The following is a 12,435-nucleotide window of genomic DNA, read 5'->3' as shown; positions in this document are numbered from 1 at the left end:
GACTATCATGGAATTCGATCCCGGCCTCTGGGCTGAACGTTCCCGCCTGGCAGAGGTGGCGGTGCTGTCGCTCGCCTTCTACCTCACCGTCGTCATCCTCACGCGTCTTTCGGGCAAGCGCACGACGGGCCAGATGAACAATTTCGACTGGATCATCACCGTTGCGGTGGGGAGCCTGGCGGCCAGCGGAATCCTGCTGCGCGACGTATCCTATGCCGAAGCGACCGTGGCGATCATCGCGCTGGGCCTGTGCCAGTATGTCGTGACATTCGTGCTGGTCCGCTCCTCCACCGTCACCAAGGCGATCAAGGCGCAGCCGACCCTGCTGCTGCACAAGGGCGTGTTCCTCGAAGACGCGATGAAGCAGACCCGGATCACCCGCGCCGAGATCGAATCCGCGCTCAGAAGCGAAGGGATCGTCGATCCGGCGGAGGCGAACTGGGTGATCCTGGAGACCGACGGTACTTTCGCGGTCGTGCCCCGCGGCGACATCGCGATCGACAAGGCGGAGGCGATGGACCACGTCGAAAAGCCGGAGAGCCTGCCCGGCGGCGCCGCTAGAGCTGAAGGATGACGGTCTTCAGCTCGGTATAGGCCTTCACCCCTTCGCTGCCGAGTTCGCGCCCGATCCCCGACTGCTTGTAGCCGCCGAAGGGCAGCGCGCTGTCGAGCATCGAGTGGCAATTGCCCCAGACGGTGCCCGACTTGATCTTCGCAGCGAGCGTGTGGAACGCGCCGACGTCGCGGGTCCAGACCCCGGCACCGAGGCCGTAGAGCGTGTCGTTCGCCTGCTTCGCCACATCGTCGAGGTCGTCGAACCGCTGGGCGACGACGACCGGGCCGAAAATCTCTTCCTGTACCACGCTCATCGAAGGGTTCACGTCGACCATCACGGTCGGGTTGACGTAATATCCGCCGTTCGACGGCGCGGCATCGCCGCCCATCGCGACGCTCGCCCCGTCTTTCTTGCCCGCTTCGATATAGCCCATGACGCGTTCGAACTGTTCGTGGCTCACCAGCGGACCCATCCGAGCCTGGGGGTCGAGGCTGGGGCGCGGGGCCCAGGCGGGGGCGGTTTCGGCGATCCCTTCGATCAGGCGGTCGAACACGTCGCGATGGGCATAGAGGCGGCTGCCCGCGACGCAGACCTGGCCCGAATTGAAGAAGATCGCGTTCGCCGCGCCGCCGGCGGCGACCGCCGGGTCCATGTCGGGCAGCACGATCACCGGGCTCTTGCCGCCCAGTTCCAGCGTTACCCGCTTCATGCTGTCGGTCGCGGTGCGGTTGATGATCTTGCCCACTTCGGTCGATCCGGTGAAGGCGACCTTGTCCACATCCGGGTGGCGCACCAGGCGGTCGCCCGCGGTTTCGCCCAGCCCGGTGACGATGTTCACCGTGCCGGCGGGGAAGCCCGCCTCGGCAATCAGGTCGGCCAGCTTCAGCGCGGTCACGCTGGTCTGCTCCGCCGGCTTGAGCACCAGGGTGCACCCGGCGGCGAGGGCGGGGGCGATCTTCTGCACCGCCATCAGCAGGGGGAAGTTCCACGGCACGATCTGCGCCGCCACGCCAACCGGCTCGCGCCGGGTATAGCTGTGGAACACCCCGCGCGGGGCATTGGCCGGCTCGATCATTTCGCCGCTCAGCTTGCTTGCCCAGCCGGCGTGGTAATGCAGCATCGAAATCGCGCCGTTGACGTCGACCGCATGGGCCATCGTCTTGGGCTTGCCGTTGTCGATCGCCTCCAGTTCGGCCAGCAGCTCGCCATCGCGCTGGATCAGGTCGGCGAGCCGGTGGATCGTCGCCTCGCGCTTCATGGGCGGCAGGTTGGACCAGCGCCCGTCGTCGAAGGCGGTGCGCGCCGCGGCAACCGCGCGGTCGACATCCTCGGTGGAAGCATCGACGATCCGCGCCACTTCGCGCCCGCACGACGGGTCTTCGACCGGCAGCGTCCTGTCATGCGTGCTGTCGACCCATTCGCCGCCGACGAACAGCTGCGGCTTGCGCGCGAGGAAATCCTTGGCCCCTTGCGAATATTCGAGCTGTTCGCGGCTGATGGCGGTCTGTTCGTTCACGTTTCTCTCTCCCGGTCAGAATCGGTCTTTCGCCGCAACCTACCATGCCTGCCGCCCATGCCAATCGCGTTCCGCTTGCATCGGTGCACGCGAGGGCACACGATGCCGCGACGGCGAGATGGAGACGGACGATGTGCGACGAAGACAAGCTGGCCCGCTGGGCGCGCGAGGGGCTTAGCCGGCGGCAGTTCGGTGCGCTGGGCGGAATGGCCGCAATGGCCGCCTGCGCCCCGGTCGGGGCCGGCGGCGCGGACGAAGCGGTGCTGGCGGAACTGCGGGAGGAGACGCTGGGCTTCTCCACCCGCGACGGGATGATGGACGGGTTTTTCGTCCACCCGGTGTCCGGCCCGGCGCCCGCGATCCTGTTCTGGCCGGATATCGCGGGCCTGCGCGAGGCGAAGCGCATGATGGCCCGGCGGCTGGCGCGCCAGGGCTATGCCGTCTTCGTCGCCAATCCTTATTACCGCGACGTCTCCGGCCAGCAGTTCGAGGATTTTGCCGATTTTGCCGGCAGCGGCGGCTTCAGCAAAGTGGCGCCGTGGCGCGCGAAGCTCGATATGGGGGCGATCCTGCGCGATGCCGTGGCCGCGATCACCTGGCTGGATGGGCAGGAGGCGGTGGACAGCACGCGCGGGGTCGGCACCCAGGGATATTGCATGGGCGGACCGTTCGCGATGTGGTCCGCCGTCGCGGTGCCTTCGCGGGTGCGAGCGGCGGCGAGCTTCCACGGTGGCGGGCTGGTGCGCGAGGCGGAGGCGGCAAGTCCCCACGCGCTGTTCGACGAGGCGAAGGCCGATCTGCTGATCGCGATCGCGCAGGACGACGATGCCGATGCGCCCGAACACAAGACTATCCTGCGCCAAGCGGCCCAGGCCGCCGGCCGCGCCGCGAAAGTCGAAGTCTACGCCGGCGATCACGGCTGGACCGTCCCCGACGCCCCCGCTTACGCCGAAGCCGAAGCCGAACGCGCCTGGGCCGACCTGCTGACCCTCTACCGCCGCGCGCTGGCGTGAGGGCGGGGTAGGTCGAACGTCACCCGGTCCCCCGCGCAGGCGGGGGCCTCAGGCCGCAGGCGCTGTGCCCGATAGCATGAGGCCCCCGCCTGCGCGGGGACGGCGGGGGGAAACGGACAGTCTTCGCGGGCGGTGATCCCCTGCGAAAGCAGGGGCCCAGGACGGCGGGCGTTGCGGCTGTGTCTGGGTTCCTGCTTTCGCAGGAACTCACGGGGGGCGGTCAGGGCCAGCCCACACCCGATCATCCGCTGGCGAGTGCGGACGGTTGCGCCGGGAAAGGCAAGCGGACGGAATCGGCCGGTGCCGCCTGGGCATCACAGGATTGCCACCTGGGCGTCACAGGGTTGCCTTGGTAACATCGTCGCGAGTGGCGGAAGGGGTTACGCACAACCTGCCGCTCAGCCCTAAGAGGGGTGCAAGGCACGGACAGGGCCAGGGCTCGCGCTCACCCAATCCGTCTGGAACTCGGGTCCCTGTCGTTCACGGCGTTGAGGGCCACCGCGAAGAACGAACCTGCCGTTCCAAACTCCTCGCATCCCGGCACAGGGTGCTTTCTCTAGAAGGTCACTAGCCCCCCGAGGCACCGGCCGTATGGACGAAGCGGCCAGACGTGACGCGTACACGCTTCGCCCCCGTCGCTTGTGCCAGCGTGGACTGGCCCTCACTGCATAACCAAAACGGTTATAAATGTCAAGTTAAATGTGCCAACATCCGCCCATAGCCGATCCCCCGCCTGCGCGGGAGCGCGGCGGCCATTGGTTCTAGTTCAATCCGATGGCGTGCAGTTTGGCCTGCAGCGTTGCCCGGTCGAACGGCTTGATCACATATTCGTCCGCGCCGGCCTCGATCCCCTTGTGAACGTCGACCGTATCCGAATTGGACGTGCAGAACACCACGCGCGGCGGGCGCTGGGCGGGGAGGGCGCGCAGGCGGGTGACGAATTCGATCCCGCTCATCACCGGCATGTTCCAGTCCAGCAGGACCAGATCGGGCATGGCCGCCCGGCACCGTGCCAGCGCCTCTTCACCATTTTCGGCTTCGGCGGTTTCGAACCCCAACTCCTCGACAATGCGGCGCGCCACTTTGCGGATCATGCGCGAATCGTCGACCACCAAGCATCGCCGCGTTTGTGGCGACGGTGCGGGCGGCGGCGGCGCGCCGTCCTCGCGCGGGGCCGGGGCGGCCGGCGCGGCGGCGCGTTTGATCAGCCCGTGAATGGCGGCACCTCCTCCTCGCCCCAGACCGGGGTGCGGGGCTGGTCGCCGCGCGGGCTGGCGAGCGGCGAACGATCCGCCGCACCGTGCAGGGGCGAATGGCCGCCCGGAACCGGCGGCACGGTTGCGTTGCCGGGGGCAGGGGCAGGCGCCGCGGGCTGTTCGTCCGGGGTGATGCAGACATGGAGGTACGGCATCCAGACGTCGCCGAACTCCGCCTTCTGATACCAGACGTCGATCACGTCGTACGATGCCCAGCACCCGTCGGGCTCGCGCAGCCGGATGCCTTCGCCGATGCGGGGCACCGATGCGAATCGCAGCCGATCCTGCGTCTGGTGGGTCTCGTTCTGAACCTCGACTTCGATCACGCGCGCCCCCGGTGGTCGTTTTGCGGCGACGCTAGCGACCAATCCTTGCCGAATGGTAACGCTTTGCGCGGGTCCCGGGCCGCCACCGGTTTCGCTTGCCCCCCACCCCCGCTGCGCTACGATGCGGGCAGGCGGATGGAGGAGAATGTCGATGGGTCTCGTGCTGATAATGTTGCTGGTGCTGGCGGTGATGTTCCTCCTGATGGCGGTGCGCGTGGTCAAACAGGGTTACGTCTATACGATCGAACGGCTGGGCAAATACACGCTCGCCGCGGAACCCGGGCTGCATCTGATCATCCCGTTCATCGATCGCGTCGGGCAGAAAGTGAACGTGATGGAACAGGTGCTCGACATTCCGGGCCAGGAAATCATCACGAAAGACAATGCCATGGTCGGTGTCGACGCAGTGGTGTTCTTCCAGGTGCTCGATGCGGGCAAGGCCGCTTACGAAGTCGCCAATCTCTACAACGCGATCATGGCGCTCACGACCACCAACCTGCGGACCGTGATGGGATCGATGGATCTCGACGAAACGCTGTCCAAGCGGGACGAGATCAACGCCCGGTTGCTGAGCGTGGTCGACCATGCGACCTCGCCCTGGGGGGTCAAGATCACCCGCGTCGAGATCAAGGATATCCGCCCGCCGATCGACATTTCCGAGGCCATGGCGCGGCAGATGAAGGCCGAACGGCTCAAGCGCGCCGAAATCCTGGAGGCGGAAGGCGATCGCGCGTCCAACATCCTGCGCGCCGAAGGGGATAAGCAGAGCGCGATCCTGAAGGCCGAGGGCAAGCGCGAAGCGGCCTTCCGCGATGCCGAGGCCCGCGAACGCGCGGCGGAGGCGGAAGCGAAGGCGACGCAGATGGTGTCGGACGCAATCGCGCAAAGCGGCAATGCCGCGATCAATTACTTCGTCGCGCAGGAATATACCAAGGCGGTGAGCCAGTTCGCCACCAGCCCCAATGCCAAGACGATCCTGTTCCCGGTCGAAGCGACCCAGTTGATCGGCTCGCTCGGCGGAATTGGCGAACTGGTGCGCGATGCGGTCGCCCCGGTCGAAGGCGCAGTGACCACCAAGACCGGCGATCGCGGCACGCCCCTGCCGCAGCAGCGCGAACGCGCACCGCGCGCCAGCGTGCCGCGTTCCGGCGATACGGGATAGCCGGTGGACGGGCTCGACAACTTCGATCCGCACTGGATCTGGATCGCCATCGGGCTGGCGCTGGCCGCGCTCGAACTGGTGGTGCCCGGCGTATATCTGATCTGGCTCGCGGCGGCGGCGCTCGCCACGGGGTTTCTGACATTCGTTCTCGACCTCGGCCTGGCGGTGCAGATCAGCAACTTCGTCTTCCTCGCGCTGATTCTGGCGTTTTCGGCGCGCCGGTTCCTGCGCGACAAGCCGATCGTCGGCGCCGATCCGCTGCTCAACAAGCGGGGCAGCCGGCTGATCGGGGAAACCGCGCTCGTCACTCAGGCGTTCGAAGGCGGCACGGGGCGCATTCGCCATGGCGACAGCGAATGGCTGGCGCGCGGGGCCGATGTCGCCACCGGCGAACGGGTGCGGATTATCGGGCACGAAGGCGCGGTTCTGCTGGTCGAGCCGCTCACCCTGCTTGCCGATGAAGGCACGGCGCCGCCCGCCAGCGGCTAGAAGTTGTCTTCTTGTGCGCGGCAGCACCAGGCGCGCTGCCGCGCCTTAATCAGAACGACAATCAGGCCGCGTCGCGCGTGCGTTCGGCAAAGCGGCCGTGCTTGCGATAGCGGGTCATCCACCGGTCAAGAAACAGCCCCAGCGGCCGCGGCTGCACGCCCAGCTTGTCGAGCCCGGGCAGCGCGCCCGATGCCGTGTTGCCCTGGCGCAGCATGGTCCACTGGTCGGTGTTCATCGGCGTTCCCGGCAGCGCCGCGAACAGAGACGACAGTGCATCGGGCATCGCAATCAGATGCCGCTCGCGCTCCTGCGCATCGGCGATGCGCTCGTGCAGTTCCATCATGCCGATCGCCTCAGGGCCGGCGATCTCGTAAGTCTTGCCGCCATGCCGCCCCGGATCGGCGAGCGCGGCGGTAACCGCATCGGCGGCATCGTCCACGAACAGCGGCTGTACCTTCGCCTGCGGGGCGAACACCGGGACCACCGGGAATGTCGCGATGACATCGGCGAGCATGTTCACGAACCCGCCGTTTTCGGCGAACAGCAGCGAAGGGCGCAGGATCGTCGCAGCGGGGAAGGCGTGCAGCACCTCTTCCTCGCTGCGGGCCTTGGCCTCGGCATAGCCTGCCGGGGACCCCGCATCGGCGCCGATTGCGCTGACGTGGACCATCGCCGCCGCGCCGGCATCGCGCGCGGCCACCGCGACATTGCGCGCGCCGCCGCAAATCAGCTTCATCAGGTCGCCTTCGAACGATCCGACCAGATTGACTATGGCATCGGCGCCGCGCACGGCCGCCGCCGCCTGCGCCGGATCGCGCACGTCGCAGGGCATGAAGGCGATCTGGCCCAGATTGGCGAGCGGTTTGAGCGAATAGGCCTTGCCCGGTTCGCGGCTGGCGATCCTGAGCCGCGCACCGCGCTCTAGCAGCGCCTGGGCGACATGACGCCCGAAAAAGCCGCTTCCGCCAGTCAGCGTCACCAGCTTGCCGTTCAGAGGATCGTTTGCTGCCATGGGCCCTTGCCGTTTATCGTGCTGTCCGCTCGCGCACATGTTCGCGAATCTGCCGCCGCATTGCCCCAATGCGGCGCAAGCCGCAACCGCTCGTACAAAGCGTTGACAAGGTCCCCCCCGCTTCGCTAGTGGCCCGCCCCTACCCGCGAGCCGGACTTCGACGATCCGACCGCATCCGGTGCCCAGATGGCGGAATTGGTAGACGCACCAGCTTCAGGTGCTGGCGCTCGCAAGGGCGTGGAGGTTCGAGTCCTCTTCTGGGCACCATTTGTTCTTCTCACGTTCTCCCAAATAATCTATAAAACCCGCAGAAATCCTGGGGATTTGGCCCTTGGATCGTTCCGGAGCGTCCTGCGAAACCTCGGGGGCTCCTGAGATTTTGTTGGCCTTTTGCGGGCCTTTGCGAAAACCGCATTGGGAAAAGGCCCGCACATGCCTCTGGCCGAAACGCGGCTCCGTGCGCTGAAGACCAAAGACAAGCCTTACACGGTCGCTGACCAGCGCGGTCTCTATATCGGCTGATGAAGCGCGCTCGGCGATCGCATCGAGAACCGACCCATGAATGAAATCGAGCCGTTCGAAACCCCGGCTCCACTCAAGCGGCAGGAAGCCCCCGGTTACCGGAGCCCTAGCAGCGGCAACCCCTGATCCGCTCCCGGTGCGGTGGCGAGCCACCGGACCCAGCCGTTCCGGGATCGTCTTTGGATCGTCATCGCGCTTTCATCACACTGACCCGTTTCCATCCTAGCGGGTGCCCGTCTTGGAAATAAGAACAGGGTGGCTTTAGATGCAGCGTCTAACCGGTATTTCTCTTCTGGCTCTCGCGCTTGCCAGCGCCACCGGCGCGCGGGCGCAGGACAGTGGCACCAGCGCCCGGCCGCGCGCAGATAACGAGGTGATTATCGTCACCGGCACACGCGAAGTAGGGCGCACGCCTTTCGATACCCTGGCACCGGTAGATGTGCTTTCGCAAGAAGTGCTTCAATCGGTTACGTCGGACGACGTGGCGGATGTCCTGGCGCGGCAATTGCCGTCCTTCAACGTACAGCGCCTGCCAGCCGCAGACGGTCTCGCCTTCGTGCGGCCGGCGACGCTTCGCGGTCTTTCGCCCGACCAAACGCTCGTGCTCGTCAATGGCAAGCGCTACCACCGTTCGGCATTGCTCGGTTCGCGCGGCTCGCAGGCGCCCGACCTCAACACCTTCCCCGGATTCTCGGTCAAACGGGTAGAGGTTCTTCGCGACGGTGCCTCGGCACAATACGGTTCCGATGCGATCGCTGGGGTCATCAACTTCATCCTTGAGGACGAGCCGGGTGCCGATGCTTACGCGCAATTCTCGCAATATTACGAGGATGACGGCGATTCCTACCAGATTGGCCTGCAGGGCGGATTGCCGCTCGGCGACCGCGGCTCGGCCATCTTTACCTGGGAGTATGCCGACAGCGCCGCTACCTCGCGCACACGCCAGCGCCCCGATGCCATCGAGCTGCAGGCAGCCCGCCCTGATCTCGACATTCCCAATCCCGTCCAGCGGTGGGGGCAGCCGGAGGCGAATACTATCCGCGCGGCAAGCAACCTGAATTATGCCTTTGCCGATGCGTTCGAACTTTACGCTTTTGGGACCCTGGCGGACGGCGATGCGGTAACGGATTTCAACTGGCGCAACCCGGCCACCACGGGCAGCGTTTTCAACAGCGCCGCAGCGTTTCCCGATTTCAGCTTCACTTCGATCTATCCCACCGGCTTCACGCCTCGCTTCGGGACCGAATTTCTCGACCTGCAAGGTGCAGCGGGCGCGCGCGGCGATATCACCGATGCACTGAGCTACGATATCAGCGCTTCGGCTGGCAGCAGCCGGATCGATTACAACATGCAGGAATCGCTCAACGCCTCGCTCGGTCCGGCCAGCCCTACAGCGTTCTATCTCGGACGGCTCGAGCAGGGCGAATTCAACCTTAATGCCGATTTCGTGTACCGGCTCGATCTTGCCGGCGGACCCGTCAATCTGGCGTTTGGCGCCGAACGCCGCGAAGAAACCTATTCGGTCGCGCCGGGTGATCCAGCTTCTTACGCAATCGGACCGGGCGCGGTCGACGGGCTGGCACCCAATTCCAACGGCTTCCCCGGCTTCAGCCCCACCCAGGCGGGCAAATGGGACCAGACCAGCTATGCCGGATATCTGGACCTTGAGTGGACGCTGGGCGAGATCGTGACAGTAGGTGCCGCGGGCCGCTACGAGGATTTCTCCGAGTTCGGTGACACTTTCAATTACAAGTTCTCCGGCCGCGTCGAACCAGTCGACGGGCTGGCCATGCGCGCTACCTATTCCACCGGCTTTCGCGCTCCGACTCCGGGCCAGCTCAACACTTCGAGCACCTCGCAGGGCCTCGATACGGTGACGCTGGAAGTATTCACGGCCGGCCGCCTTTCACCCAACGACCCTATCGCGCTGGCGCTGGGCGCAGAACCGCTGGAGCCCGAGGAATCGGAGAACATCACCGCCGGTCTTGCGTTTCAGCGCGGACCGGTCACCGCCAGCGTCGATTTCTACCAGATCGAGATTGAAGGGCGTTTCGGGCAGTCAGCCGCCTTCACCGTGCCTGCAGACATACCCAACCCGCTGCGCTTTACCCGTGTGAACTTCTTCACCAACGACTTCGATACCCGGACACGGGGCATAGACGCTGTCGTCGCCTATCGGGACTATGTCGGCTCGGGGAAGCTGAATGCCAGCCTCGCCTACAATTACAACGACACCAAGGTGACCAGCGAGGATAGTGCCACCGTCGGCAATGACACGCAGCGTCGTATCTTCGAAGAGCGACTGCCTCAGCACAACGCCGTTGCAACCCTGGGCTACGAGATTGGTGCCTTCACGGTCGATCTGCATGGTCGCTATTACGGACCGTGGACGGATAGCAGCGGAAACGCCTCGGGCGACATATTCCAGCGTTTCGATTCGATCGTGCTGTTCGATGCGTCCGTGACAGCGAATCTAGGCGAGCATTTCGATCTGACTGTGGGTGCAGAAAACCTGTTCGATACCTACCCGGACGAAGCCACCTTCCAGGCGAACCGCGGCCTCGTTTACTCGCGTAATGCGCCGTACGATACCGATGGCGGCCTTTATTACATCCGTCTGGGCCTGGATTTCTGATGCCCGCCTCGCTCAGCCGCCGCACGGTGCTCGCCGGTGCGGCGGCAGGTCTGGCCGCGCAGGCGCTGCCGCTGCGCGCGACTTTCGCCACTACGCCGGGCGATGACGAAGCCTATTGGGCGCGTATCGCGGCCCAATACGACGGAACCGACGAGGTCATCCAGCTCGAGAACGGCAATTGGGGGATGATGGCGCGCCCGGTGCTGGAGGCTTATCAGGGGCACGTCGCCCGGGTGAACCGCGACACCAGCTATTACGCGCGTCGCGGGATGGGCGCCGACCTCGCTCGTGTGCGCGATGAGGTGGCCGACTTCCTGAAGGTGGATGTCGAAGAGATCGTGTTTACCCGCAACGCGACCGAGGCTTTGAAGACACTGATCGGCGGCTACAACCGGATCGGGCCCGGCGAAGCGGCGCTGTTTACCGATCTCGACTATGACAGCATGCAGGACGGCATGGTCTCCGCCATGGCGCGGCGTGGTGCCGAGGTGATCCGTATCGCCCTTCCAGAACCGGCAAGCTACGAAAACGTGCTCGACACTTATCGGCGTGCGTTTGATGCGCATCCTCATCTGCGGCTGGTGCTCCTCACGCATGTCAGCCATCGCACAGGGCTGCAGATTCCGGTGCGCGAGATCGTGGCAATGGCGCGGGAGCGGGGGATCGACGCGATTGTCGATGCCGCACACAGTCTGGGCCAGGTCGATTTCACTTTGCCCGATCTCAATGCCGATTTCGTGGGCCTCAACCTGCACAAGTGGATCGGCGCGCCGCTGGGCGTTGGAGCAGCGTATATCCGGCGGGACCGTATCGCGGCAATTGACCCGGACATGGCAGACGCCAATCGACAGTCGGGCGATATCAGGTCGCGCGTACATACAGGCACCGTCGATTTCGCCGCTCTGTTGAGCGTGCCCGATGCACTGGGCTTCCAGGCTTCAATTACGGCCCCTCGCCGGGCGGCGAGACTGCGTGCGCTGCGCGACCGCTGGGTCGAGGCAGTGAAAACAAATGACGCGATTCAAGTTCTGACGCCGAACGACCCGCGCATGTATGCCGGAATAACCTCATTCCGGCTGCGGGGCCTGACCTCTTTCGCGGACAATCGCGCGCTCGCTGAGCGCCTGCTCGAGAGGCATGGCATATTCACTGTGTTGCGCACCGGACTGGCGAGTGGCTCGTGTATTCGGATTACTCCGGCGCTCTTCAATTCCATGGCTGATATGGATTCGCTGGCCAGAGCCCTCGGTGAAATTGCAGAGCGACACGCTTAGCTGTGTGAACCATATCCCGGGCGCCGGCCTCCCCCGGGATATGGTTCCATCATGACTCCTCGGTGAGATGGAGGTCCGGCCTTGAAGCTGATTTAAGTCTCGAGTCCTCAGAAAATCATCAAATCAACAGCTTAAAGGAAAGGCGGCCAGTCGAACAATGATCGCGAACGGAACGGCTGCGCAGTTTGGTGCGTTGGGCCGGCATGCCGAGCATTGTGCACGCTTGCAGGTTTCGCCTTGTTGCCCTTGCCGGGGCGATCACCGCGCTTGCTGCTTGCGCTGATATTCCCCAGGATCCGGAGCGGACCGAAGCCCTTGTTCGGGAAACCGGGGTTATCCGGCTCGGCTGGGTGGGCGGGGCCGAACCCGCCGATGCGGGCACCGAAGCGCTGCGGAAACTTTCTTCACGCACCGATGCCCGCATCGAGCGCCACGACGGCGAAAGTGATAGAATCCTGCATGATCTCGCCGATGGCAAGCTCGATCTGGTGTACGGTCATTTCCCCAAAAAGAGCCCATGGGCGAGGGAAGTCCATTTCGGCTCCGCGCTAGGCTGGCGCGCGGAGCCTCCAGACGAAAAGTTCGCCCCGCGCTTCGCCATGCGTAACGGTGAAAACGGCTGGATCATGATGGTGGAAGCGGCATCGCAACCATGAATGAGCTTCCGCAAGATA

11 protein-coding genes and 1 tRNA gene are annotated in these 12,435 nt (G+C 65.0%); 8 read left to right on the top strand and 4 right to left on the bottom strand.

Features of this window, described 5'->3' with window-relative positions; all coding sequences use genetic code 11:
* Positions 1-7: 7 nt before the first annotated feature.
* Positions 8-574 (top strand): DUF421 domain-containing protein, encoded by a 567-nt coding sequence (locus AM2010_RS09875; RefSeq protein ID WP_047806910.1) that lies wholly within the window; start codon positions 8-10, stop codon positions 572-574.
* Here AM2010_RS09875 and AM2010_RS09870 read toward each other — a convergent pair.
* The gene (locus tag AM2010_RS09870; RefSeq protein WP_047806909.1) at positions 558-2,072 is read right to left on the bottom strand and encodes an aldehyde dehydrogenase family protein; all 1,515 of its coding nucleotides are present in this window, start codon (positions 2,070-2,072) and stop codon (positions 558-560) included. The genes AM2010_RS09875 and AM2010_RS09870 overlap by 17 nt on opposite strands.
* A gap of 131 nt (positions 2,073-2,203) precedes the next feature.
* Between AM2010_RS09870 and AM2010_RS09865 the strand changes: the two genes are divergently transcribed.
* A complete protein-coding gene (locus AM2010_RS09865; RefSeq protein WP_047806908.1) occupies positions 2,204-3,085 on the top strand; it encodes a dienelactone hydrolase family protein in 882 nt (293 codons plus the stop codon).
* A gap of 761 nt (positions 3,086-3,846) precedes the next feature.
* Here the strand turns inward: AM2010_RS09865 and AM2010_RS09855 are convergent.
* Together AM2010_RS09855 and AM2010_RS14410 are read right to left on the bottom strand one after the other, a co-directional pair.
* Positions 3,847-4,197 carry a response regulator gene (locus AM2010_RS09855; protein ID WP_269084060.1) on the bottom strand — a complete coding sequence of 117 codons (351 nt, stop codon included), beginning with the start codon at positions 4,195-4,197 and terminating at the stop codon, positions 3,847-3,849.
* A gap of 92 nt (positions 4,198-4,289) precedes the next feature.
* A complete protein-coding gene (locus AM2010_RS14410; RefSeq protein WP_236699508.1) occupies positions 4,290-4,667 on the bottom strand; it encodes a hypothetical protein in 378 nt (125 codons plus the stop codon).
* Positions 4,668-4,818: 151 nt separating this feature from the next.
* Here AM2010_RS14410 and AM2010_RS09845 point away from each other — a divergent pair, with 151 nt between their 5' ends.
* Entirely contained in the window at positions 4,819-5,829 is a 1,011-nt protein-coding gene (locus AM2010_RS09845) for an SPFH domain-containing protein (RefSeq protein ID WP_047806905.1), read from the top strand.
* A gap of 3 nt (positions 5,830-5,832) precedes the next feature.
* Positions 5,833-6,318, top strand: a complete 486-nt coding sequence (locus AM2010_RS09840; protein WP_047806904.1) for an NfeD family protein — start codon at positions 5,833-5,835, stop codon at positions 6,316-6,318.
* A 61-nt stretch (positions 6,319-6,379) separates the two neighbouring features.
* Here AM2010_RS09840 and AM2010_RS09835 read toward each other — a convergent pair whose 3' ends face one another.
* On the bottom strand, positions 6,380-7,330 hold the full coding sequence (locus tag AM2010_RS09835) for an SDR family NAD(P)-dependent oxidoreductase (RefSeq protein ID WP_047806903.1): 951 nt from the start codon (positions 7,328-7,330) through the stop codon (positions 6,380-6,382).
* Positions 7,331-7,510: 180 nt separating this feature from the next.
* Here AM2010_RS09835 and AM2010_RS09830 point away from each other — a divergent pair.
* The 4 genes from AM2010_RS09830 (at position 7,511) to AM2010_RS09815 (ending at position 12,417) form a co-directional block, all read left to right on the top strand.
* A tRNA-Leu gene (locus AM2010_RS09830) sits at positions 7,511-7,597 on the top strand.
* A 520-nt stretch (positions 7,598-8,117) separates the two neighbouring features.
* Positions 8,118-10,487, top strand: a complete 2,370-nt coding sequence (locus tag AM2010_RS09825; protein ID WP_047806902.1) for a TonB-dependent receptor plug domain-containing protein — start codon at positions 8,118-8,120, stop codon at positions 10,485-10,487.
* Entirely contained in the window at positions 10,487-11,761 is a 1,275-nt protein-coding gene (locus AM2010_RS09820) for an aminotransferase class V-fold PLP-dependent enzyme (protein ID WP_047806901.1), read from the top strand. The genes AM2010_RS09825 and AM2010_RS09820 overlap by 1 nt, the downstream gene beginning before the upstream one ends.
* A 203-nt stretch (positions 11,762-11,964) precedes the next feature.
* Entirely contained in the window at positions 11,965-12,417 is a 453-nt protein-coding gene (locus AM2010_RS09815; protein WP_047806900.1) for a hypothetical protein, read from the top strand.
* The last annotated feature ends 18 nt before the right edge of the window (positions 12,418-12,435 follow it).

It is taken from the genome of Pelagerythrobacter marensis (genome assembly GCF_001028625.1).
Classification (GTDB): domain Bacteria; phylum Pseudomonadota; class Alphaproteobacteria; order Sphingomonadales; family Sphingomonadaceae; genus Pelagerythrobacter; species Pelagerythrobacter marensis.
This window is presented reverse-complemented; position numbering and strand designations above follow the sequence as displayed.